A 25237-nucleotide genomic window follows, 5' to 3' on the forward strand; every position below is an offset into this window, starting at 1 on the left:
CCTTGAATTTTGGGTCATTGAGTTGGTTGCGGAATGCATCTGCCATTGTGGTAAGGCGCATTTCTATTAACTTATCCATTGTACTCTGATTGGTCATATGTGTTTACCTCCGATAGTAATCGGCACCTCGTGTGATGCCATGTGCTTTATGTGTGGTCTTGGTATCGATTGCTTCCGATGCCAGTTTTTCTGAACCGGTTACAAGTAGGTTTTTAATACTCTTGTAACTGGGTGATGCTGTATAGGATAATGCCTTTTTACAGGCAGCTTCCAGTAACGCATCTGAGTACTTCTCAGTAAGCTTAAGAATCCCCATACAGCTTCGGTAGGTTTGTTGTTCCACACTTTTGGAGGTCAATATTGCATTGACTGCAGTGTACGTATTTATGCCAATCCGCTCAGCCCATTTACGGAAGCGGTCACCGTTCCATTCCAGATACTTCTGGTGGTCTGCCGGCATATGTTCAGTAATGGTGCTGTACTGCCCAGGGCGTCCTTTTAGACGACGATGGGAAGCAATGCGGTTATGGTTGTAGAAAATTTCAATCGTGGTGTCTGTTACCCTTATATCAACTTTCTTTTTAATGTATTCGTACGGAACGGAGTATAGCATTCCGTCCACAGATATGTGATAATTGAACTGGACAGTGGCTGCTTTCCAGTCACTCAGTTCAAAACGGGTAGCAGGTAATGGTGCCAGCAATGGTTTTTCTTCCCCAAGAAATAAGCTTCGCCGACTACCCTCTTTCTTCTGAAAGAGCCTTTGGTTGAACAGTTCCAGCTTATCTCTGATTGCCAGATTCAATTCGGCAAGGGAGAAGAACTGTTCATTCCGAAGAGCTGCTGTGATCCAAGTAGAAATATTTCCTACTGTCCCCTCAGCATTCGGCTTATCTTTTGGAGCCCTGACACGCGCCGGGATAATAGCGGTGCCGTAGTATTCGGCCATTTCCTGATAAGTTTCATTGACCTGCTGGTCTTTAAAGCCACCATTGTGGACAACTGCTGTTTTACAGTTATCCGGTACGAGAATTCTGGCAACACCACCAAAATATTCGTACATATGAACATGGGCATTAATCCATGATTTCTGCTTCATATCCAGAAATGCTTCCACATATGCGTACTGACTATAAGTCATCACGCCGACAAATATATAGGCTTTGGTGATCTCACCGGTATCCGGATCAATGATTGTTGCAGGATCTCCTGCCCAATCGACCTCAACCTGCTCACCAGGTTTCCGGTTGATATGCATGGTAGCACGTCGTTTCTGCTCATCCTTCTGGATGTGATAGCAGAACTGGGAATACATAAGTGGTTCTTCGCCATTTGCATGACAATCCTCCATGTATTCTGTCCACAAGAGTTTCTTACTGACTCCGTTACGGAGTAATTCTTTGTGGACATAATCGTAGTCAGGCATCCGTTTATTGGATCTGACCTGCTTTGCAGAAGGAAAAAACATTTCTGCAAGAACAGCATCGGTATCGCTTTTATCAAGCGGCCAGGAAATATTTAATTCCTTTGCACGCTTCAAAACGCGATTAACCGTTTTCTTGGAGACATTGCAGCTGTCGGCAATGCTCTGCTGACTGAGTCCCAGACTTTTTAGCCTGAGAATCTCTCGATACTTGGTCATGGTCATGACCTCCTTTGAATGAATTTACACCAGCTGGTGCATGATTACATTCTAAAGGATTTATGATAAAGGTTTCCACTACCGGAATGGTGGTTTCCTAAAAAACGGATTTGCGGTTTCCTGTCACCGGACAGCAGGGACACGGGCACCGGATTATTCAATATGCTCCAATTTTAACGGACAACTGCCCTTTGCAATTTCTCTTTCCATTATTCTGTTAATATCTCTCATAGACTCCATATTTCACATCCTCCTTCCACCTTTGGACACAATATCCAAAAGTAATAAAAAGACAGTTACAAATCTTTCGACTTATAACTGCCCTAACGCTGCCTACATATTTTTCTTTGCTCTCTCTAAATAAGGAACAAAATAACTCAAACTACTAAATTCTTTATCAATTCCCTTTATTGCCATTTGTAATGCATTTATAATAACCTTTTCCTCATACACATCTAACAGTCTTTTAATTGACAACTTGTTAATTTTTCCACCACTCGAAACAATTGTTTTTGATTTTACTATATACTCATTTTTTTCACATGCTTTTATGGTTTCTTGCAAATCTCTTTCTAGTTCTATCTCGATTTTTTTTTCATTCACAATATTTATATCATCTACATTCAAACCATATACTTGTTTTATGCCTGTATTCACAAAGTATACATTCTTAAATATTGCTCCCTTAAAATGGGTTTTACTTAAAGAGCAGTTATAAAATACCACATTTTCAAACGTTGCACCCATAAATCTGCATCCACGAAAATTTACGCTTTTAAATTCAACAAACTTGAAAATACAACCATTAAATCCACAATATTTTATATGTGCTCTATGAAAATCGTTCCCCATAAATCGTGAACGTGTAAACCTTGTATTGTAGGATTCACTATACGAAAAATCCTTATAACTGAAATTTCTATCACTTCTATCTTGACCAATATAGCTAAAAAACTTATTGTATTTCTTTTTCTTCTTATTTCTCATAACACACCCCGCACAGCAGAGGGGCTACCACTTTGGAACCAAGAATTTCAGACAATATCATTACCACAAAGCTAATAACAGTTGCACCATTCCCAATTTTACTCATGACAGCAATCACCTCGCTATACTGATAGAATTTTAGCCCTCACTCCGTCCGTAGACCTCTTATCAACCCAGCCTCTCAGCTGAGCGGGGTAGGGCATGATTATTATATCATAAACCATAGTTTTTATATATATTTTTTTATAGCATAGTCTTGAACTTATTAAAAAAAGACAGTTACAAATTTTTCAATCCATAACTGCCCTGACGCTGTTTCTCAATTATCTATTCCTGCCGTTTTTGCAAATCCGGCTTTTCTATTCATAAGTTCCTCTTGCTTCTCCTTTGGCAGACACCGGAATATCTCATTATATCCCATTCCTGCCATTGGTGTTCCTTTTGCCAGAAGGAAAAGCTGCGTGTCAAGCCATTCTTCCCACAAGTTTTCAAACATGCTCTGGCTATCTGTAAAGGTTATTGCATCTTCAAAACCTTGCGGTGGTCTATAATACTGTAACTTGACAAAACCGTATCTTCCAGCATCCACAACAAGTATATTTTCAATCTCATACAGCTCTGCAAAAGCATCTGCAACTTTTCTGCATTTCTCCCTTTCATCGTCTGTAATGTATTTTTCTTTCACAATTAACCATCCTCCTGTTTCAAAACCACACTACCTGCATCTATATCCTCATTCTTCAGAAAAAATCATTATCTCCTTTACCATTTGCATATTTTATGGTGCTTACACGCACCATATTATTATACGTTCCCTGCCATTAAAATACAAGGTAGGAAAGGAGTTGCCTGTATGATTAAATACGATCCCCTTTGGCAAACGCTCAAGGCTAAAAACATCAGTCAGTACCAGCTCATTAAAGATTATGGCATTGACAAAGCACAGCTTCAGCGACTCCGGCAAAATATGGTGGTAAAGACCATTATTCTGAACAGGCTATGTCAGATACTTGACTGCCGGATTGAAGATATTATGGAATATGTTCCAGATGACAAGTAGAGGTATTGTTTATGATTGATTGACAATGCCTTTTTTGTTGCCCTTTTTTCTTTTACACCTTTGGACATTGTGTCCTGAAGTGTCCTGCTATTACTTTTATTATCTCCATAATTATAACGATAATCCTCACAAGAACAATAATACCACCAATCAGACCTCCAACGATACAATTCAGTGCCAGTATTCCCATACTTCCTGCAATTCCAAAATTCTTCGGCACAAGAAACATACACATTTTTCTGATACCGTAGGGACATCCTACCAAAATCCAATAAAGGAAATAATCAAACCCATCTGCTTTATTGCAAACCGGATAACAGGTAATCATCCACGGAACAAGAACACATACCGGAATAATTATTTTAAACAATGCCTTTTTCATGCCAGCCACCTCCGTACATATCGTGCTGCACTTCCTGCTGATAATAATGGTTTATCGTTGAGGGTGCATTATAAAGAGCAGTAACCATATATGCCTTGATATTGGTTATTTTCGTATTTGTATCATGCATACAGCCAATCACATACTCCAGATGTCCACTGTTCAGCTTCAGGAATTTAGATTTTACAAGCTCATAAGGATAATCCTCTCCTGCAATCCGGATTGTTGTACGCTTTACGCATACAACCTCACAGATAACCTCAAAAAGCTCCTCATACAAAGCCTTGTTCTGCCAGTCATCGTACTTCATGTGATGCTCATATTCGATGTTATCCTTAATCAGTTCTATGTATGCATTGACATCATCCATCAAATCAATCCTTTTTTCCGACTTACTCTCATTACCAGATTGATTGATAGGATTGGTATAACTCATATCAGTATAACTCTGGTTAGTTTGATTATAGTTAGTATAAATAGGGTCTGCTTTATGAACTTCTGCAAGTTCACTTTCTGAACCTCTTGAAGTCTGCATTGTGAACTTCTGGTGTTCTAAATCCTGAACCTCTTGAAGTTCAATTTCTGAACTTCTGGAAGTATGCATATTAGACTTCTTGAGGTTCAGTTTTTGAACTTCTGTGGTTTTATCAGCATTATCGGACTTTTCTTCTGTCTGTGCATCAGTAATTGTAGAAAAATTCTTCACATAAATTATGTCCGGCTTTCCAAGTCCACGGCGTTTCTTTTCAATCAGACCGATTCCGTTTTCGGTATCAAGCTCTTTCATAATCTTAACGCAGGTTGCCTTTGCACATCCCAAATCTTCCATAATGGCATCCACTGTGTAGATGATGTATGCTCGGTTTTCATCATCCAGCCATCCGTTTTTCATGGATAATGACATTCTGTCAAGCATCAGCCCATAGAGGAGCTTAGCATCACTGCTAAGCCCCTTAAATCTCTCGTCTTTAATCAAAAGTCGGGGAACACGATAAAAAGAGAACTGCTCTGCTTCAATTCCGTAGTAATAATCAAAGTTTATTGTATCGCCCACTTTACCGTGCCTCCTTTACTGCTTATTCTGCCATTCTTCCAATAGCTGATAGATAATATTTTCTATATCTTCACTGGAATAATCCTCCGTAAAATATCTGCTGATTTTATCAGCTTTGATTGTAACTTTTCTTTCCTTTGGCTTTTCCTCCGTCAATATCAGTCTTACCATTGGCAGAGTCAGCTCGCCGTTTTTCCCATATTCCTTTAACTTTGATGATTGGGTAGTCGAGATAGCTGCACCCGTTTCTTCAAGAATGACCTTCACCCATTCCTGTGCCTGCTCTGTCAGAAAAGATATGTCAACACCCTGTACCAGACCGATTTTTTTCTTATCAACCATATCCAGCAATTCATCTGACAGACGTGCAAGCCATATATATCGCTGAACCGTCTTTCCACTCTCTCCGGCTGCTTCTCCCACTTCATCAAGGCTGCTTCCATTTCCTTTTTTGCCTTGATGCTTCATGGCTTCATACTTCATGGAATAGGCTTTTGCCTTTTCACTTGGGAGAATATCTTCCCTCTGGATATTAGTATCTACCATAATCACCGTAGCTTCATCATCATTGTAATCTCTGATAAACATAGGCATAGTGGAAAGACCTGCAAGCTCACAGCCATGTTTTCTGCGGTGTCCGGCGATTATCTCATAACCGCCCTCTGCCCTCGGTCTTGCAATACCGGGCATAAGCACACCATAATTTTTGATACTCTCCACTGTCTCCTGCATTTTCTCATCATCCAGCACCTTAAAAGGGTGTCCTCTGAACTCATAAAGCTCTGAAAGAGGTATCTCCTGCACCTGATTGGTGCCTGCTGTCATATCAGAAGCACCGAATAAATCATCAAAACTGTTTAGCTTTACCTTTGCCGCACTTCCTGCCTTATTCATTGCCAAGCACCTCCTCCGTCAAAGATTGATAGGCACTTGCTACTTTTCCCTTTGGGTCATACTGATAGATGCTGACGCCCTCTGCCGAAATCTCGGCAGCTCTTACGGAAATCGGAATACTATTCTCAAATATCCTCACTTTGTTTCCATAATTCTCAATCAGCAATGCACTGATGTCCTTTGCATAATTTGTTCTGCTGTCAACCATGGTCAGCAAAATACCCTCAATGGACAGCTTTGGGTTAATCTGACGCTTCACCTTACCAATGGTCTTGATAAGCTGTTCCAAACCTTTCACTGGCAGATATGCCGCCTGTACCGGGATTAAGATACTATCCGCACAGGCAAATGCATTTATGGTTATCATGCCAAGTGAAGGCATACAGTCAATCAGGATATAATCATATCTGTCTTTCACCTGCTCTATGTAGGAACGCATCACAAGCTCCCTGCTCATGACATTTACCAAGGATACCTCCAGACCGGATAATTCGATATTACCGGGCATAAGGTCAATTCCTTCCTCATGCCTTAAAATACCGTAATCATCTTCCATTTCCACATCATTGATGATATTTGCCATCACAGTCGCAAGTGTTTCCTCCAGCTTGTCCGGCTCTGTAAATCCCAAACTTGCAGTCAAACTGCCCTGTGCGTCCGCATCTATCAGCAGAACTCTCTTGCCCTGCTTTGCCAGTCCTATTCCCAAGTTGCTTGTTGTGGTAGTCTTTCCGACTCCGCCTTTTTGATTTGCGATTGCTATTATTTTACACATGATACATTCTCCTTTACTCTTTGCTAACTTTCTGCTACATTAGTCTTTTTCACTTCTACATACGCTCTGTAAAACTTCTTTGTCCCTTTATTCGGGTATAAATCTGAAAACTCTGTCACTTCGATTTTGGAATTTCTCTGCAAAATCTTCCCAAACCATTTAATATCATTCTTTGTTCCCATCAATCGAACTTTTAACATCAATCTGCTCCTCCAAACAGGGCATACAGTTTCCGGTTATAGGTTGCATACTCCGGATACCGGATTTGTATCGCCTGCCAAAAATATGGTGCATAGGCACAGCAGAATAATTCCTCCACTGTGTACTGCCTGCACTCGTTAATCCGCTCCTCTTCGTCCGTGTAATCATCCACGCTTGGTGTGGCATTGCAATATAGATTAAATGCCATTCTGACTACTTTCACGCTTCCGCTGGTCTGCCAGCCTTCATGCAAACATTCTGTTTTTACACAGCCTGTCTTAAAATCATAAATGCGATTCGCATTCCTTCTGGTATCATCGTTAATGCCGAGGCAATAGCAAAGTGCCTTGTGGTACACATCCTGATACCTTACTTCTTCTAATTTCTCGTAGTAGAATTTCTCATGTGCTTCACTGATAAAAATAATGCTCTCTTTCTTTGTGTTTTCTGCTCCTAACGCTGTACTATTCATGCTTTATTCCTCCAATTCTTTATTTTTGACCATAACCACACTCGCAGCATAGCTGCTCGTTGTCGCGGCATTCGCCAAATGCTCATGCAAGCATGGCACTTGGCTCATTGCAACACGCAAAAAGGACACTTCCAAATTCTCACTTGGAAAGTGTCCTTGAAGTACAAAATATAAAATTGAATGTCGCACAAAACGTATTATTAAGTATTATTCCGTATTATGCGTAGCAAATTTGTAGTAAATTTGTAGTAAATCACAACTTGTAATCGCTGAAACCCTTGATTTTACTGGATTTATTTATCTAAAGACTTCATCGTCGGGAACAGCAGTACGTCACGGATTGCCTGGCTGTCTGTAAGCAGCATAACCAGACGGTCGATTCCGTATCCGATACCACCTGTAGGCGGCATACCGATCTCCAGTGCATTCAGGAAGTCTTCATCTGTGTGGTTTGCTTCCTCATCTCCTGCGTCAGCAAGAGCATCCTGTGCTTTGAAACGCTCTCTCTGGTCAATCGGGTCATTGAGCTCGGAATATGCGTTACACATTTCCCATGTATTAATGAACAGCTCGAAACGCTCTACTTTATTCGGATCAGAAGGTTTCTTCTTTGTCAGCGGAGAAATCTCGATTGGATGATCCATGATAAAGGTTGGCTGGATCAGTTCTTTTTCACAGTATTCCTCGAAGAACAGGTTGATGATATCACCCTTCTTATGACGTTCTTCATATTCAATATGATGCTCATCTGCAAGCTTCTTAGCTGCTTCATCATCTGCAACTTCATCAAAGTCAATTCCTGCATATTTCTTGATCGCATCATTCATGGTCAGACGTTCAAAAGGTTTGCTAAGGTCGATCTCGATACCATTGTAGGAAATCTTCGCAGAACCACAAACCTTCTCTGCCAGATAACGGAACATAGACTCAGTCAGTTCCATCATGCCTTCATAATCTGTATATGCCTGATAAAGCTCCATCAGAGTAAACTCCGGATTATGACGGGTATCTACACCTTCATTACGAAATACACGTCCGATCTCATAAACTCTCTCAAGACCACCAACGATCAGTCTCTTCAGATAAAGTTCAAGAGAAATACGAAGCTTAACATCTTCGTTCAGTGCATTATAATGAGTTTCAAACGGTCTTGCCGCAGCACCGCCTGCATTTGCAACCAGCATCGGAGTTTCCACTTCCATGAAGTCACGGTCTGCAAGGAAGTTACGGATTTCTTTCAGAATCTGGGAACGTTTGATAAATACCTTCTTGCTGTCCTGATTCATGATAAGGTCTACATATCTCTGGCGATAACGAGTGTCCGTATCTGTCAGTCCGTGGAATTTCTCCGGAAGAATCTGTAAGCTCTTGGAAAGAAGAGTCATCTTCTCTGCATGAATAGAAATTTCACCGGTTCTGGTTCTGAATGCAAAGCCTTCCAGACCAAAAATATCACCGATATCAGATTTCTTGAAATCTGCATAGGAGTCTGCCCCAATGGCATCTCTTGCTACATATACCTGAATATTTCCCTGTAAATCCTGGATATTGCAGAAAGAAGCTTTTCCCATAACACGTTTAAACATCATACGGCCAGCAATAGATACATGGATTGGGCTGGCATCCATAATGCTTCTTCTTTCTTCGTAATCTTTCTTCAGGGCTTCCTTTGCCTGCTCTTCGTCAAGATCTGCTACGTCCGGCTCTGTACGATCCTTTAACAGTTCTTTCTCATGTGCTTCATAAAGCTCTTTTACTTCCAGTGAATGATGTGTCTGGTCAAATTTTGTGATCTGAAACGGATCCTTGCCGTTGGCCTGAAGCTCTGCCAGTTTATCCCGGCGAACCTTCAGTAACTGGTTTAAATCCTGTTCCTGCTGCTTCTGCTGTGCCACCTTGGTTCCTCCTTATATATTTGTGTCTCTCAGTGTCTTATATATTTCTCTGAATCTCCAGAACTTTGTATTTCATGATTCCGGACGGCATCTCTACCTCTACTACATCACCTGTATGTGCACCCATCAGTGCTTTTCCAACAGGAGATTCATTAGAGATCTTGCCTTCCAGGCTGTTTGCCTCTGTGGAACCTACAATCTTCAGCTCAATATCTTCTTCAAATTCATAATCGTGTACTTTTACCTTGCAGCCAACGTTGATTCTGTCAAGATCAACCTCATCTTCTACTACAACTTCTGCATTTTTTAAGATTTTCTCAATCTCTTCAATACGTGCTTCAATGTCTCTCTGTTCGTCTTTTGCTGCATCATACTCAGCATTCTCAGATAAATCGCCCTGTTCTCTGGCTTCCTTAATCTTTTCTGCTACTTCTTTTCTCTTTACTACCTTTAAATCATGCAGCTCTTCTTCCAGTTTTTTAAGTCCTGCATAAGTCAGTAAGTTCTTCTTTTCTTCCATTATAACCTTACTCCCTTTCAATATCCGGATTCTCTCATGCACTTATGGCAACCGGATCATTACATGGATTTATGTGTTCCCCGATACATCATACCTAAAAAAGGGCAGACTTATTCTAGGATATTCACAATTTCTGTATTATACAAAAAAGCCCCCGGATTGTCAAGCATTCCGGGCACTTTTCGTTACTGTTCACTCCGTTCACAGTAACGTATCCAAAATCAACAATACATAAATACTGACATTATAATTTCATCAGCAATTCCTGTAGTGCTTCATAACTTTCTATTGTATTGGATGCTCTTCTCAATCCTGCGCTGTGTCTCATACCGGCTGTATACCAGGCTACATGCTTACGCATTTCCCGGATTCCTGTAAACTCTCCCTTTAACGCAATCTGCGCTCTGGCATGGCGCAGGATCATTTCCCTGATCTCCTCTGAGGAAGGTCTGGGTAAAAGCTCTCCGGTTTGGAAATAATGGTTCATCTCCCGGAAAATCCAGGGATTTCCCCTGACAGCCCTTCCAATCATTACTCCATCACAGCCAGTCTGCTTCAGCAGTGCTTCCGCTTTCAACGGTGAATCTACATCTCCATTTCCAATCACAGGAATAGAAACTGCCTCTTTGACCTGACGAATTATATCCCAGTCTGCTGTGCCGGAATAGTACTGCTGTCTGGTCCTGCCGTGAACAGCAATGGCTGCTGCCCCGGCATCCTCTGCCCGCCTGGCAATTTCCACAATGTCCACCGGTGCATTTTCGAAACCAATACGCACTTTTACAGTCACAGGCTTTTGAATGGCAGAAGACACACTTTTTATAATCTGCACAATCAACTCCGGATTCTTCAGTAATGCTGAGCCCTCTCCATTGTTTACCACCTTGGGTACCGGGCAGCCCATATTAATATCCAAAATATCAAAATCCTTATCCTCAATGGATTTCGCAACCTCTGCCATCAATTCCGGTTCACTGCCAAAAAGCTGCATGGATACCGGATGTTCACAGGGATCAATTTTCATCAAGGCAATGGTGTTTTTATTATGGAAAGAAATGGCTTTGGCACTGATCATTTCCATACAGATTAATCCCGCTCCCTGTTCCTTACACAGTGTACGGAATGGCATATCCGTCACTCCTGCCATAGGTGCCAGTACAAACGGATTCTCAATTCGTACATTGCCAATTTTCCAGCTCATATCCCTTCCCCGGATCTCCTTCTGTCTGTGGTTACACTGTGCCTTTTTTAATCCTGCTTCCATATTTATTCCTCGCTATGCGGAACTTTTTTCAGATCATCCTCTGTAATATCTCCCAGGAAAAATACTCTATAATACATTTCCAGAGATTCCAGCAATTCTTTTTTCTCAGTCTGGATCTGCTTGATTTTCAGAGCACTGCCAATCTCATCATAACGGGCGTCTGCCTCTAATGCCTCTGTTTTGAATTCCAGAGTTCCATCCTGAGCAAACTCCAATGTAAGAATTCCTCCCACATCCTCTGTAAAAAGGACGCACATAATCTGCAATTCCTTTTTCACATGATCCGGAAGGGCATTAAAATCCTGGTTAAAATAAAATTTCTGTTCATAAGCGCTTGCACCACAGAGCACAATATTATCCTGATACATAAAAATATTTCCTCCTGTATGTGTGATACTATTAACCTTCTTAATCACAATATCGCTTTCTGATTATACGAAAATCAATATATTCTGCATAATACATTTCTCAATCATACATAACTGTATAATCCCCGCACAGATACCTCCCCTGCGCTGATCTTTGTCACTGTTCCATCCGCTTTTTCTACCAGAAGCTCCCCCTTTGTATCAATTCCTCTGGAAACTCCTTCAAAACTGTCTGCACCGTTAAGAACTCTTACCGGCTGGTTAAGATTAGCCAGGATCCTGTGGTATTCTTCCAGAAGATTTTCAAAATCACAGGTCTGAATGAAGCGCTCATAATCCTCTTCAAAATGTTTCATCACAAGCCCGATGATCTGATTACGGTCGTACTCCTGTCCACTTTCCATAGCAAGAGAAGTTGCTTTATCCTGCATTTCCTCCGGAAATTCCCAAAGATTCACATTAATTCCCACTCCGATAAGTACATAACCGATCTTTGTACCGTTAGTTCCCATCTCAGTCAGAATCCCACAGATTTTCTTTCTGGAAAGCACCACATCATTGGGCCACTTAATACTTACTTTAAATCCTAACTCATCCACTGCCTGCGCAACAGCAAGTCCCATGACCAGGGTCAGCATAGATGCATACTGAGGTTCAAATTCCGGACGGAGGAGAATCGTCATCATAACAGAACTGCCCTCCGGCGCTTCCCATTTTCTGTCAAAACGTCCCCGGCCTGCAGACTGGAACTCTGCTACTGCCAGAGTTCCGTGCTCTGCCCCTTCCTTTGACAGTCTCTTGATCCAGGAATTGGTAGAATCCACCTTTTCAGCAAAATAGACGGTTTTGCCCGCCCATTTTGTCTTGATTGCCTGTAATATTGTTTTCTCATTATATTCTGCTGATTTTAACACGATTATTCCTTCTCCGGTTCTCCCAAAGTAGCAACCATCACAGCTTTGATAGTATGCATACGGTTCTCAGCTTCATCAAATACCTTGGACTGTGCAGATTCAAATACTTCGTCTGTCACTTCCATATCTGTCAGATTGAATCTTTCACCCATCTCTTTGCCGATCTTTGTCTTCAGATCGTGAAAAGCAGGAAGACAATGAAGGAAGATTGCTTTCTCACCGGCATTTTTCATAACCTGTGCTGTTACCTTATAAGGTGTAAGGTCACGGATTCTCTCTTCCCAGATTTCATCCGGCTCTCCCATAGAAACCCATACATCTGTATAGATCACATCTGCATCCTTTGTTCCTACCTCCACATCTTCTGTCAGAGTAACACTTCCGCCGGAAGCCTGGGCATATTTTTCACACAGTGCTACCAGCTCTGCATTTGGAAAATATCTCTCTGTAGTGCAGGCTACAAAATGCATGCCCAGTTTTGTGCAGGCAATCATCAGGGAATTTCCCATATTGTATCGGGCATCTCCCATATATACCAACTTACGTCCCTTCAGATCTCCAAAATGCTCACGGATCGTAAGCATATCTGCCAGCATCTGTGTAGGATGATATTCATTTGTCAGACCATTCCATACAGGAATTCCGGCATATTTTGCAAGTTCCTCTACAATATCCTGTCCATAACCGCGATATTCAATACCATCATACATTCTTCCCAGAACTCTGGCTGTATCTGCAATGCTCTCTTTCTTTCCTATCTGAGATCCTGAAGGATCCAGATAGGTACTTCCCATTCCCAGATCATGGGCAGCTACCTCAAAGGAGCAACGGGTTCTTGTACTTGTTTTTTCAAAAATAAGTGCAATATTTTTTCCTCTGTAATATTCATGAAGCTCTCCGGCTTTTTTCTTTGCCTTCAGCTCTGCGGCCAGATCAATCAGATAGGTAATTTCTTCCGGTGTAAAATCTTTTAATGTCAGAAAATTTCTTCCTTTTAAGTTCATAATAATCTTCTCCTCGATGTCAATTGCTTACTACTGTTCGTTAATATTATTTATTCTCCGGCTCAGTGATGATCTCCTTCAGAGAGCTTGCCAGACCGGCGATTCCCTGAATATCTGAAGGGATAATGATCTTGGTTGATTTTCCGTCTGCAGCCTTGGCAAAGGCTTCCAGACTCTTCAGTGTAAGCACTGCCTGGTCAGCGCCTGCCTCACGGATCATGCGGATACCTTCCGCATTGGCATTCTGTACTTTCAGTACTGCCTCTGCCTGACCTTCAGCCTCTTTGATCATACGTTCTTTCTGAGCCTCTGCCCGAAGGATAGCTGCCTGTTTTTCAGCCTCTGCATCCAGAATCGCAGACTGTTTCTTACCCTCTGCCACAAGGATTGTTGATTTCTTCTGGCCTTCTGCGATCAGAATAGCTTCTCGACGCTCACGCTCTGCTTTCATCTGCTTCTCCATAGCATCCTGAATGGCAGCCGGCGGAATAATGTTTTTCAGCTCCACACGATTTACCTTAATTCCCCATGGATCAGTAGCCTCATCCAGAGAAGCTCTCATTTTGGTATTGATAGTTTCACGGGAAGTGAGGGTCTCATCCAGTTCCATGTCACCAATAATATTTCTCAATGTTGTAGCAGACAGATTCTCAATAGCCATAATTGGATTCTCTACACCGTAAGTATAAAGCTTGGGATCTGTAATCTGGAAAAACACAACGGTATCAATCTGCATAGTTACATTATCTTTGGTAATAACCGGCTGCGGTGGAAAATCTACAACCTGCTCTTTCAGATTCACCTTTCTTGCCACGCGCTCAATAAAAGGTACCTTGAAATGAATACCTGTACTCCAGGTAGCCTGATAAGCTCCCAGTCTCTCCAGGATCACCGCATATGCCTGCGGCACAATGCGAATACAGGATGCAAGCACCCATGCTACAATCACAATAATTACAATCAGAAATATTGCTCCTCCCATAACTTTATCCTCCTTATTCTCAATTACGGTTGGTCTGTCTTTTTTACGATAAGCTTCACACCCTGGATCTCCCGGATCTCTACTATGGTATCTTTTTCAATTTTTGCTTCGTCATCCACAGACCGGGCAGTCCATTCAATGTCATTGATCCGCACCTGACCGGTTTGTGCCAGATTGTCAATCTCCTGGATCACGACTGCTTTTTTCCCTATCAGACTGTTTGCATTTGTCTGTACGGTTTCTTTATTAAAATACCTCATAGCTACCGGTCTGGTAAAAATCAGAAGTACCACAGAAACACAGAGAAAAAGTAAAATCTGTATTGTCAGATTTGCCCCGGCATAAGACGCAATCGCTGCGATCAATGCCCCTCCGGCAAACCAGATGGTGGTGAGTCCTGCGGTAATCGCTTCTATAAAAAGCAATGCCGCCAGAATACCCAGCCAGATCAAAGGTTGCATGAAACTCCCCCTTTCCAAGGCTTACTGCTGCCGTCTCTGACGCGCAGCCTCGTACATCAGAATCCCCGAAGCCATAGCAGCATTCAAAGATTCCACTTTTCCACACATAGGAATACGGATCAGACAGTCTGCACTGTTTGCTGCTTCCTCTGTCAGTCCTTTTCCTTCATTACCAATGAGAAAGGCCGTTCCTCCTGTATAAGATTCCTGGTCATAGGAATTGCGCCCTTTCAAATGTGCGGCAAAGGTACGGATATTATGTTTTTTCAGTTCCTGAGTCAATGATACCACACTTTCTACATATAGAAAAGGCATTCTGTAGACAGATCCCATGGTAGATCTTATTACTTTGGGATTTGTAATATCCACGCAGGTTCTGGTAAGAAGAACCCCGCTTACCCCGGCGCCTTCCCCTGTTCTGAGAATAGTCCCTGCATTTCCAGGATCCTGCAGATCCTCCAAAACCATAACCAAAGGATTCTTACCTCCCAGAATGTCTTCCAGAGTATAGGAAGGTCTTCTTAACACGGTAAGGATTCCCTGGGGTGTCTGGGTATCACTCATCTGCCGAAAAACAGAGTCTGCCACAATATCATAGGGAAGCTTTTCTACCTGCTCCATCAATGCCGGATCAGAAGTCAGTGTCTCTGACACGTACACCTTCTCGATCCAGTCTGCCGGAGCTTCTCCAAACATCTTTCGTCCCTCTGCAACAAAAAGCCCTTGTTCTCTCCGGGCTTTTGTCTTCTGGTTTAACTGTATAATATTTTTTACCTGTCCGTTATTTACACTGGTAATCATATTTTATCCTCAATTTCCGGAAACCTTATTCAGGTCCTCGTTTTTTCCTATTGCCATCACTGTGCAGTCTGCCGGCAGCGGTTCAGCAGGATTGGGATTAATATCTACATCATTTCCCTGCTTCAGCCCTACCAAATTGATTTTATTTTTCTCTCTGATTTTCAGGTCACGTAAAGTTTTACCAACCCAACTGTCAGGAATTTTAAATTCCGCCATACTAAACTCCGGTGACAATTCAAAGGTATCCAAAAATCCACTGGACAGAAGGTTTCTGGCAACCCGGACTCCCATGGACTGCTCCGGATATATCACCTTATCTGCACCGATCTTCTCCAGGATTCTGCCGTGAAGTGCATTCATGGCTTTCGCCATTACAAAAGGTACTCCCAGCTCCTTCACCTGCATGGCGGCTATAATACTTGCTTCCATATTCTCTGCCACTGCGATCACGGCCACATCCACATTCTGGACTCCCACAGACTGCAGGATTCCCGGCTCCTTCACATCTGCTTTCACAGCATAGGAAACCTTCTCCGCAATGTCCTGTACATTTTCCTCTCTGTCATCAATAGCTAATACATCACAGCCGGCATCCGCCAATGTAAGTGCTACCGTCATCCCGAACTGCCCCAGCCCGATCACCGCATAGGATCTACTATTCATATCCTGCCGTCCTCCTTATATTCATAACCTAACCGATCATAATATCTTCCTCAGCCAGATGTGCATTGGGAGATCTCTTCTGAGCACGTACTGTCACCGCTGTTCCCAGTGTCAGAGGACCAATCCTTCCCAGATACATGGTAATGATCACAATCCATTTACCTGCTGTACTCAACTGGGGAGTCAGTCCCCGGCTCAGACCAACGGTAGCTGCTGCAGAAGTAATTTCATAAATCACATCTGCCACAGGCGCTTCAGGCATAGCAGCACAGAGCAGGATACTCATTACAAATACTGTAAAAAGCCCCATACCTGCCACTACAATCGCAGAGCGCAAATAACTCTCCCTGATTCTCCTGTTATGGGCCTCCACATCGTTTTTCCCCCGCAGATTTGCAAGAAGACTCATTGCAAGGACTGCAATAGTAGTCGTTTTGATTCCACCGGCAGTACCCATAGGTGAGCCACCTATAATCATCAGCAGCAGACACAGTAAATAGGTTGCATTGGAAAACCGCTCCTGACTTATGGTAAAAAATCCTGCTGTCCTGGTTGTCACAGCCTGGAACATGGATGCCATAAGCTTTGTTCCTGTGGAATACCCGCCCATACTGTCCGGATTATGAAAATCAAACAGAAAGATCAGCACCGTACCACCTATAACCAGAATCGCAGTCATTGTAACAACGATTTTGCTGTGAAGCCGCAGAGAACGATATATCCTGCCAACAGAAAGCTTTCTGCGAAATACTTTTTTTATCTTATCCCAAAGATCCCACCAAACCACAAATCCAAGTCCGGACATAATGATCAGTCCCATAGTTGTAAAATTTACAACAGGGTCGGACACATAAGGTGCCAGACTCTCCTCACCCAACAGATCAATTCCTGCATTACAGAAGGCTGATACTGCTGTAAAAACAGACTGTCCAACTCCTCTTACCACACCAAGCTGCGGTACAAACCGAAAAGCATAGCATACTGTCCCGATTCCCTCTGCTCCAAGAATACAGAGCAGTACTCTCTTCACCACAACCACCATCCCGCTCATTCTGTCCAGGTTATAGGATTCCTGTATAATACGGCGGTTTCTTAATGATATTTTTTTCCGCAGACTTATAAAAATAATACTGCCCAAGGAGATCAGTCCCACACCTCCAATCTGGATCAGCAGCAGAATGATCACTCTGCCTGCCATGGACCAGTGTGATGCTGTTACCACTGTGACCAGTCCGGTCACACAGACACAGGTAGTCGCTGTGAACATTGCATCAGAAAAAGAAGTATGATTCCCGGGCACCGCACAAAACGGCAGCCACAGGAGCAATCCCCCCAAGATAATCACTCCTGCAAAACCAAAAGTAATTATCTGAGCAGTATTTAATTTATGCAGTCTGTCATTTAACTGCATTTTATTATTCATTTGTTATTTATTATTTTTATCATAATTATGAGAAAGTGACTGGCATACTTCCCACTGGTAATCAGAAATACCCTTCTGCATAGCCAGTGCTTCATTGATGTCAAAGTCTACGAACTCGCCATGACGATATCCAACAACTCGGCATGTCTTGCCTGCAATCAGAAGATCTACAGCCAGAGCTCCCATCATTGACGCATATACACGGTCTTTACATGTAGGGCTTCCACCACGCTGCATGTGTCCCAGGATAGTAGCACGAGTCTCAATACCTGTAGCAGCTTCAATACGCTTTGCCATAGCCTCAGAATGTCCGATACCCTCTGCATTGATGATAATATGGTGCTTCTTGCCTTTCTTACGGCTTTCAATAATATTGTTGATCAGCTTCTGCTCATCATAGTCATATTTCTCAGGAATCAAAACATCCTCAGCACCATTTGCAATACCACACCACAGAGCCAGATAACCTGCTCCACGGCCCATAACCTCGATAATACTGCATCTCTCATGAGAAGTAGAAGTATCACGAACCTTATCAATTGCTTCCATTGCTGTATTAACAGCTGTATCGAAACCTATTGTATATTCCGTACATGCAATATCAAGGTCAATGGTTCCCGGTAATCCAATGGTATTTACACCCAGGTTTGCAAGCTTCTGTGCACCTGCAAAGGATCCGTCACCACCGATAACTACAAGTCCGTCAATACCATGCTTCTTACAGATCTCAGCACCTCGTTTCTGTCCCTCTTCTGTACGGAACTCTGCACAACGTGCTGTATAAAGGACTGTACCTCCACGTTCAATCGTATCTGAAACGTCCTTGGCGCTCATGTCGATAATCTCTTCGTTCAGCAGACCATTGTATCCTTTAAGAATACCCTTTACATTAAGTCCATTGCTTAAACCTCTTCTGACTACTGCACGGATTGCAGCGTTCATTCCAGGTGCGTCACCACCGCTGGTGAGGACACCAATGGTTTTAATCTTTTTTTCTGCCATCTTTTCTTCCTCCATCTTCTGAATCTATTATCTCAATTTACTATACACATATTCGCGTATTAGTTTAGCGCATTTCTAAAATTTTTTCAATCCTCTTTCTACAACTTTAACATTGGTTTTACCATATTTTTTGCTCATCTGACTCAGCCAGGGCTCCTGTATCTGTACCTGCCAGTTCATAGGAAGCTTTTTCATGGCTTTTACATCCTTCAGATAGATCACCACACCGGAATTTCCCGGAGACAGCTGCAGATCCCGGAGCAGCTGTGTTTCCTTTTCGCCATAGTCACTGCGGCTGTCGAACTGTATCCATAGCTCTCTCGGAACATCATCAAAAGATCTGATTTTCTCCAGAATCAGCTTACTGGCCTTGTCATCTTCAGCAGAGACTCTTCCCTGGATAAAAACTTTACCGTCTTCATTCAAAAGACTCTGGCTTTTCTCATAATCTCTGGGAAACACTACAACCTCTACTGTTCCCACCAGATCCTCCACTGTCAGGAATGCCATCACTTTATTATTTTTTGTATACTTTATAGTTTTATCGGTAATCATTCCACCAATAATAACCTTCTGACTGTCCATTACCTTTGGCAGGTTTGTTTCCTCATCTGGCTGAAAATCCGAGGTTCTGGCTGTGATGGTTTTCTCCATTATTCCTCTGCAGCTCTCCAGAGGATGTCCGCTCAGATAAATGCCCAGCACATCTTTTTCAAAAGCAAGAATTTCTTCTTTATTATATTCCTCTACATTGGGCATCCTAATTTCAAATACTTTTTTTTCTTCATCGCTCACCAGATCAAACAAACTCATCTGACCTGCCAGGGAGTTCTTTTTTTCCAGACTGATACTGTCAGAAATCTGCTGGTAGACCATCATTTTCTGACGACGGTTACCCTCCAGACAATCCAGCGCTCCCGCTTTGATAAAATTCTCTATTGCTCTCTTATTTATCTGTGAAGAATTACGCTCCATAAAATCCTTCAGGGATTGATACTGACCATTATCTTCCCTCTCCTTTACCAGAGCTTCGATCACCGGTCGTCCCACACTTTTGATCGCGGACAGGCCATATCGGATCGCACCGTTATCTACAGAGAATCCATACATTCCACAGTTCACATCCGGCGGCAGGATCTTAATCCCCATCTGTCTGCAGACCAGAATATATTCAGCAACCTTATTTGGGAAATCAATAACCGATGTCATAAGTGCAGCCATAAATTCTACAGGATAATAGTACTTCAGATATGCTGTCTGGTAGGAAACAACTGCATAGGCTGCTGCATGGGACTTATTAAAGGCATACTTTGCAAAATCAATCATATCATCATAGATCTTATTTGCAGTTTTCTCATCAATTCCATTTGCAATACATCCGGGAACTCCCTCTGCTTCATTTCCATAAACAAAGTTCTGGCGCTCCTTTTCCATGACAGAGGCCTTCTTTTTGGACATTGCACGGCGCACCAGGTCGCTTCGGCCCAGAGTATAACCTGCCAGATTACGGACGATCTGCATAACCTGCTCCTGATAGACAATACACCCATACGTAGGCTTCAGGATTGACTCCAGCTGAGGGCAGTCGTAGCGGATGGTATCCGGACGGTTTTTACCACGGATGTACTGAGGGATGAAATCCATAGGACCCGGACGGTAAAGAGAAATTCCCGCGATCACATCTTCCAGGCTCTGAGGCTTCAGTTCCTTCATGAAGTTCTTCATTCCCGCACTTTCAAGCTGAAATACACCGTCAGAACGGCCGGTACCAAGGGAATCCAGAACCTTTTTATCATCATAATCGATCTTCTGCATGTCCAGAGTGACACCTGCATCCTTCTGGATCAGCTTTACTGCATTCTGGATCACAGTCAGGGTACGAAGTCCCAGGAAGTCCATTTTCAGAAGTCCCAGTTCTTCCAGTGTTGTCATGGTAAACTGAGTGACAATAGAACCGTCTGATGCTCTGGAAAGCGGTACATATTCTGATACATCCTTCTGGCTGATGACCACACCTGCCGCATGCATGGAGGTATGACGCGGAAGTCCCTCCAGACATCTTGCCATATCGATCAGATAATGAATTTCATCCTGCTCCTGGTATGCTTTTTTCAGCTCAGGGTTCATAGTAAGGGCCTTATCTATCGTGATATTTAATTCCTGCGGGATCATTTTCGCAATGGAATCCACCTGTGCATAAGGCATATCCAACACACGGCCCACATCCCGGATCACCCCACGGGCTGCCAGAGTACCAAAGGTAACGATCTGAACCACACAGTCATCCCCATATTTACGGCGGACATATTCAATAACCTCCTGCCTTCTTTCGAAGCAGAAGTCAACGTCAATATCAGGCATAGATACTCGTTCCGGATTCAGAAATCGCTCAAAGAGCAGATCATAGCGAATAGGATCAAGCTGTGTGATGCCCAAGGTATAAGCAACCAGACTTCCCGCTGCAGAGCCACGTCCCGGTCCTACCATAATGTCATGATCGCGGGCATATTTAATAAAATCCCATACTATAAGGAAGTAATCCACGTAGCCCATATTTTTTATAGTAGATAATTCGTAATTCAGACGAGCTTTTAATTCCTCTGTAACCGGCTGATAGCGTTCCTCCAGTCCCTCGAAGCATAATTTATTAAGATATTCCCAGGATGTAAGACCATCCGGCACATCGAATCTTGGAAGCTTGGTCACGCCAAATTCAATCTCAACATGACATCTCTGTGCAATCTTATGGGTATTCTCCAATGCTTCCAGAGCATATGGGAAAAGTTCTGCCATTTCCTCAGGAGATTTCACATAATACTGGCCACCCTCATAACGCATTCTGTCCTCGTCTGCCAGTTTCTTGTTTGTCTGCAGGCAGAGAAGAATATCATGAGGATCAGCATCCTCCGCCCTTGTATAATGCACATCATTAGTTGCCACAAGGTCAATCCCTGTTTCTTCGTGCATACGGAGAAGTTCCTGATTTACCAGTCTCTGCGCAGGGATTCCATGATCCTGTAATTCCAGGAAGAAATTGCCTTTGCCAAAAATATCCTGATAACGAAGAGCTGCTGCCTTTGCATCTTCGTACATTCCTCTCTGAAGATATCTGGCCACTTCACCTGCCAGGCAGGCACTTAATGCGATAATCCCCTCATGGTATTCTTTTAATACCGCAAGGTCTACTCGAGGTTTATAATAAAAACCTTCTGTGAAACCCTTTGATACTATCTTCATCAGGTTTGCATACCCCTGATTATTTTCTGCCAGAAGAACCAGGTGGTAGTATCTGTCCTCGCCGCTTCCTGCTTCACGGTCAAATCTGGATCCGGGAGCTACATAAACCTCACATCCCAGAATCGGATTGATTCCCTCGGCCCTTGCTGCGCGATAAAAATCAATCACACCGTACATAACTCCATGATCTGTGATCGCCGCACTGTCCATGCCAAGCTCCTTGACACGGGCTACATATTCTTTTATTTTATTGGAACCATCCAGCAGACTGTATTCTGTATGGACATGAAGATGTGTAAACTCCAACTCTATTTCTCTCCTGTTCTGATATCTGCAATTTTATGGCAGCATATTTTTATAAATTTAACTCTCTTAGAGTTCTGTTATTATTTTGCGTAGATCCTCTTATCTTTAATCTCTACTTTGCCTTCCTTCATCAAATGACCAATGGCACGTTTAAATGCTCCCTTGCTCAAACCAAATTCTCTCTGGATTACTTCCGGTGATGCCTTGTCATCAAACGGAAGAACACCTGCAAATTCATTGATCACTTCAAGGACATTCTCCGCATCCTCATTAATCTGCAGATATGCCTTCTGACGGTCTGTGACGTTCATTTTTCCGTCTTCTTTTACTTCGCTGACACGCAGCTCAAGGATCTTGCCCGGACGGTATTTTCCCTTGGCTTCTCTTGCAGGGATCAGTGCAGAATATTTATCATCAACTGCCACAAATACACCGAATCTGTCGCTGATCTCATAGACACGACCCTTCACCATATCTCCCACTACATAAGGAGTTCTGGTGGAAAGATAATGATAAACTTTCATAGTTGCACAGAGACGGCTGCTCTTGTCAATATAGAGTGCTACCAGTACATCTTCTCCCTCTCTTACCTTCAGAGTCTGCTCATGATATGGAAGCAGAAGGTCTTTCTCCAGTCCCCAGTCAAGGAATGCACCAATCCTTGTTACCTGAGAGACTTTCAGAACTGCTGTCTGACCTATCTGAAGCTTTGGTTCTTTTGTTGTTGCAATAAGACGGTCTTGAGAATCCTTGTAGATAAATGCTTCAATGCTGTCGCCTTCCTTTGTTCCTTCCGGAACCTGTCTGGACGGAAGAAGGACACGATTCTTTGCATCTGCCTGCATATCCTCACCCAGATATACACCGAAATCTACGGACTTCACTACTGTTAATTTCTGTTTTTTTCCTAACTCAATCATATAATCTCCATTTCTGTTGTGATAGTATCTTTTTAAAGGAAATTAAAAATATACTATACTTTCATCATCCTCTGACATTAGCTTTATATTTCAGTATAACATAAATAATAAAGGCGGCACAATGCCGCCTTATTATTTTTTATTATCTTATTTTACGTTACTGTTCACTATAGATCAGGATGTATTTTATTCCAACTCGATTTCACATACACTCAGACAGATTCTTTATCGTGTATTATATATTCTGCATCCACTTGCACGCCAGTTCCATCCAGGACTGGCACTCTTTCTGCACGCAGCCTCCGTCTTCATAGCTTGTCTCTTCATTTGCAAGACTCAGTCCATGTCCGCCAACCGGATAAAGATGCATCTCTACAGGTATTTCCAATTTACGCAGTGCGTTAAAAAACAACAGAGAATTCTCTACAGGAACACAGTCATCCGTCACTGTATGCCACAGGAATGTTGGCGGTGTATCTCTGGATACCTGGAATTCCAGGGACTGTTCTTTTCGTTTATCCAGATCATTATAATCCTCTCCAAGCAGACATTCAAAAGATCCTGTATGTGCAAATTCACCGGAAGTAATTACCGGATAACTTAAGATCATACCGTTTGGCTTCACCATTTCTGAATCTATTCCAAGTGTTTCTGCAATGAAATTTTTCTTCCAGAAAACACCCAGACTTGCTGCCAGGTGTCCTCCTGCTGAGAAACCCTGAATTACAATCTTATTCGTATCAATATGAAATTCTGCTGCATTCTCTCTTAAGAAAGCTACGGATTTCGCAAGCTGCAAGAGTGCCAGCGGATATCTGGCAGGTTCTACACTGTAGCGCAGAATCACCGCATGATATCCTTTTGCCAGATACTGCATTGCAATCGGTTCTGCCTCTCTGTCAGAAGTCATTGTATAACCGCCACCCGGACAGATTACAACTACCGGACGCTTTCTGTTAATGTTCATTTCAATTGAATTATCCAGGAAATAAGTATATAAATCTGCGGTTTCTTTATATCCGTCTACTTTAATTTCAATCTTTTTATAAATCATAAGTTCCTCCCGTATATACCAAAAATCTCCCGGCTGTTCAAAAAAGCACACTCTTATCCGGGAGATTTTTTATACCTATTACAGGTTCATATCTTTTATTTTCAGATCAGCAATTATTTATTTCCCTGTCCATAATATGCATTTGCACCATGTTTTCTAAAGTAGTGCTTATCCTGCAGATCCTGTGGAGCAGGTTTTACCTGTGGATTGATCAGCTCACAGCGGGATGCCATCTTGGCAACTTCTTCAAGAACAACTGCGTTATGTACTGCTTCATGAGCATCCTTACCCCATGCAAATGGTCCATGGTTTTTGCAAAGTACTGCAGGCACTGCTTCATAATCTTTATCCTTGAACAGGTCAACGATCAGAAGTCCTGTGTTTTTCTCGTATTCTTCAAATTCTTTGCCTTCCAGACAGCGTGCACATGGAACTTCACCATAAATGTAATCTGCATGTGTGGTTCCATAACATGGAATTGCTCTTCCGGCCTGTGCCCAGCTTGTTGCCCATGAAGAATGTGTATGTACAACTCCTCCAATGTTCGGGAATGCTTTATACAGTTCTACATGAGTTGCTGTATCAGAAGATGGATTGTATTTTCCTTCTATTTTGTTTCCGTTCAGGTCTACAACAACCATATCATCCGGTGTCAGCAGGTCATAGTCAACTCCACTTGGTTTGATAACAAAAAGTCCTGATTCTCTGTCAATTCCGCTTACATTTCCCCATGTAAATGTAACAAGTCCGTATTTGGGAAGATCCATATTTGCTTTGTAAACTTCCTCTTTTAATTTCTCCAGCATGATTCGTACCTCTCCTTTTGCTTTTCAGATATTCTTTTACAATAGCTTTCAGATGTTCCGGTTTTTCTGCATATCCCACCCGGAAAATCTCCTGGTATCTGTATTATAGCACTTGTATGGTACATGTACCAACTTGTATGTTTATTATTT

26 protein-coding genes and 1 pseudogene are annotated in these 25237 nt (G+C 42.5%); 1 reads left to right on the plus strand and 26 read right to left on the minus strand.

The genetic code is table 11. The annotated features are described in order from the left end of the window. The 4 genes and pseudogenes from ACTNC6_RS14710 to ACTNC6_RS14725 form a co-directional block, all read right to left on the minus strand. Positions 1-97: pseudogene (locus ACTNC6_RS14710) on the minus strand (AAA family ATPase); the annotation flags it as partial. Positions 98-103: 6 nt separating this feature from the next. Next, entirely contained in the window at positions 104-1642 is a 1539-nt protein-coding gene (gene istA / locus ACTNC6_RS14715) for an IS21 family transposase (RefSeq protein ID WP_441044454.1), read from the minus strand. Positions 1643-1975: 333 nt separating this feature from the next. Further along, complete coding sequence (locus tag ACTNC6_RS14720; RefSeq protein ID WP_117566684.1) at positions 1976-2629, minus strand: pentapeptide repeat-containing protein; 654 nt, start codon at positions 2627-2629, stop codon at positions 1976-1978. 319 nt (positions 2630-2948) lie between these two features. Further along, positions 2949-3314, minus strand: coding sequence for a hypothetical protein (locus ACTNC6_RS14725; protein ID WP_441044455.1), 366 nt, complete (start codon positions 3312-3314; stop codon positions 2949-2951). Positions 3315-3482: 168 nt separating this feature from the next. Here ACTNC6_RS14725 and ACTNC6_RS14730 point away from each other — a divergent pair, with 168 nt between their 5' ends. Then, on the plus strand, positions 3483-3689 hold the full coding sequence (locus ACTNC6_RS14730) for a helix-turn-helix domain-containing protein (RefSeq protein ID WP_035779437.1): 207 nt from the start codon (positions 3483-3485) through the stop codon (positions 3687-3689). A gap of 52 nt (positions 3690-3741) precedes the next feature. Here the strand turns inward: ACTNC6_RS14730 and ACTNC6_RS14735 are convergent, their stop codons facing one another. From ACTNC6_RS14735 to ACTNC6_RS14840, 22 genes are all read right to left on the minus strand, one after another. Continuing rightward, the gene (locus ACTNC6_RS14735) at positions 3742-4071 is read right to left on the minus strand and encodes a DUF6050 family protein (RefSeq protein ID WP_441044456.1); all 330 of its coding nucleotides are present in this window, start codon (positions 4069-4071) and stop codon (positions 3742-3744) included. Beyond that, positions 4052-5125, minus strand: a complete 1074-nt coding sequence (locus ACTNC6_RS14740) for a DUF6017 domain-containing protein (RefSeq protein WP_441044457.1) — start codon at positions 5123-5125, stop codon at positions 4052-4054. The genes ACTNC6_RS14735 and ACTNC6_RS14740 overlap by 20 nt, the downstream gene beginning before the upstream one ends. Before the next feature lie 15 nt (positions 5126-5140). Further along, the gene (locus ACTNC6_RS14745; protein ID WP_441044458.1) at positions 5141-6019 is read right to left on the minus strand and encodes a ParB/RepB/Spo0J family partition protein; all 879 of its coding nucleotides are present in this window, start codon (positions 6017-6019) and stop codon (positions 5141-5143) included. Continuing rightward, positions 6012-6794, minus strand: coding sequence for a ParA family protein (locus ACTNC6_RS14750; protein WP_441044459.1), 783 nt, complete (start codon positions 6792-6794; stop codon positions 6012-6014). Before ACTNC6_RS14750 ends, ACTNC6_RS14745 begins: the two co-directional genes overlap by 8 nt. 23 nt (positions 6795-6817) lie before the next feature. Then, complete coding sequence (locus ACTNC6_RS14755; RefSeq protein WP_002582201.1) at positions 6818-6994, minus strand: hypothetical protein; 177 nt, start codon at positions 6992-6994, stop codon at positions 6818-6820. Next, the gene (locus ACTNC6_RS14760) at positions 6994-7467 is read right to left on the minus strand and encodes a DUF6075 family protein (protein ID WP_441044460.1); all 474 of its coding nucleotides are present in this window, start codon (positions 7465-7467) and stop codon (positions 6994-6996) included. The genes ACTNC6_RS14755 and ACTNC6_RS14760 overlap by 1 nt, the downstream gene beginning before the upstream one ends. A 293-nt stretch (positions 7468-7760) precedes the next feature. Beyond that, complete coding sequence (gene lysS, locus ACTNC6_RS14765) at positions 7761-9362, minus strand: lysine--tRNA ligase (RefSeq protein WP_441044461.1); 1602 nt, start codon at positions 9360-9362, stop codon at positions 7761-7763. A gap of 37 nt (positions 9363-9399) precedes the next feature. Continuing rightward, on the minus strand, positions 9400-9882 hold the full coding sequence (greA, locus tag ACTNC6_RS14770; RefSeq protein ID WP_019160344.1) for a transcription elongation factor GreA: 483 nt from the start codon (positions 9880-9882) through the stop codon (positions 9400-9402). 244 nt (positions 9883-10126) lie between these two features. Beyond that, positions 10127-11083 carry a tRNA dihydrouridine synthase DusB gene (gene dusB, locus ACTNC6_RS14775; RefSeq protein WP_173743368.1) on the minus strand — a complete coding sequence of 319 codons (957 nt, stop codon included), beginning with the start codon at positions 11081-11083 and terminating at the stop codon, positions 10127-10129. Positions 11084-11148: 65 nt separating this feature from the next. Next, positions 11149-11514 (minus strand): DUF6145 family protein, encoded by a 366-nt coding sequence (locus ACTNC6_RS14780; protein ID WP_441036689.1) that lies wholly within the window; start codon positions 11512-11514, stop codon positions 11149-11151. 104 nt (positions 11515-11618) lie between these two features. Continuing rightward, entirely contained in the window at positions 11619-12428 is an 810-nt protein-coding gene (locus tag ACTNC6_RS14785; protein ID WP_441044462.1) for a biotin--[acetyl-CoA-carboxylase] ligase, read from the minus strand. 2 nt (positions 12429-12430) lie between these two features. Then, positions 12431-13432, minus strand: coding sequence for an ornithine carbamoyltransferase (gene argF / locus ACTNC6_RS14790; protein ID WP_173743356.1), 1002 nt, complete (start codon positions 13430-13432; stop codon positions 12431-12433). A gap of 46 nt (positions 13433-13478) precedes the next feature. Then, the gene (locus tag ACTNC6_RS14795; protein ID WP_173743355.1) at positions 13479-14414 is read right to left on the minus strand and encodes an SPFH domain-containing protein; all 936 of its coding nucleotides are present in this window, start codon (positions 14412-14414) and stop codon (positions 13479-13481) included. A gap of 23 nt (positions 14415-14437) precedes the next feature. After that, positions 14438-14875: an NfeD family protein gene (locus tag ACTNC6_RS14800; protein WP_303242693.1), complete on the minus strand. Its 438-nt coding sequence runs from the start codon at positions 14873-14875 to the stop codon at positions 14438-14440. Between the two features lie 21 nt (positions 14876-14896). Next, positions 14897-15676, minus strand: a complete 780-nt coding sequence (locus ACTNC6_RS14805) for a TrmH family RNA methyltransferase (protein ID WP_303242694.1) — start codon at positions 15674-15676, stop codon at positions 14897-14899. 9 nt (positions 15677-15685) lie between these two features. Next, positions 15686-16339, minus strand: coding sequence for a potassium channel family protein (locus ACTNC6_RS14810; protein ID WP_441036692.1), 654 nt, complete (start codon positions 16337-16339; stop codon positions 15686-15688). A gap of 28 nt (positions 16340-16367) precedes the next feature. Further along, positions 16368-17684 (minus strand): TrkH family potassium uptake protein, encoded by a 1317-nt coding sequence (locus ACTNC6_RS14815; RefSeq protein ID WP_441044475.1) that lies wholly within the window; start codon positions 17682-17684, stop codon positions 16368-16370. An 81-nt stretch (positions 17685-17765) separates the two neighbouring features. After that, positions 17766-18764: a 6-phosphofructokinase gene (gene pfkA, locus ACTNC6_RS14820; protein WP_186995094.1), complete on the minus strand. Its 999-nt coding sequence runs from the start codon at positions 18762-18764 to the stop codon at positions 17766-17768. A gap of 75 nt (positions 18765-18839) precedes the next feature. Then, complete coding sequence (locus ACTNC6_RS14825; RefSeq protein ID WP_441044463.1) at positions 18840-22307, minus strand: DNA polymerase III subunit alpha; 3468 nt, start codon at positions 22305-22307, stop codon at positions 18840-18842. Positions 22308-22387: 80 nt separating this feature from the next. Then, complete coding sequence (locus tag ACTNC6_RS14830) at positions 22388-23227, minus strand: CvfB family protein (protein ID WP_441044464.1); 840 nt, start codon at positions 23225-23227, stop codon at positions 22388-22390. A 235-nt stretch (positions 23228-23462) separates the two neighbouring features. After that, on the minus strand, positions 23463-24281 hold the full coding sequence (locus ACTNC6_RS14835) for an alpha/beta hydrolase (RefSeq protein WP_173683338.1): 819 nt from the start codon (positions 24279-24281) through the stop codon (positions 23463-23465). A gap of 113 nt (positions 24282-24394) precedes the next feature. Further along, positions 24395-25087 carry an L-ribulose-5-phosphate 4-epimerase gene (locus ACTNC6_RS14840; protein ID WP_279325832.1) on the minus strand — a complete coding sequence of 231 codons (693 nt, stop codon included), beginning with the start codon at positions 25085-25087 and terminating at the stop codon, positions 24395-24397. Between the last annotated feature and the right edge of the window lie 150 nt (positions 25088-25237).

It is taken from the genome of Blautia sp. HCP3S3_C4, assembly GCF_052064095.1.
Classification (GTDB): domain Bacteria; phylum Bacillota; class Clostridia; order Lachnospirales; family Lachnospiraceae; genus Blautia_A.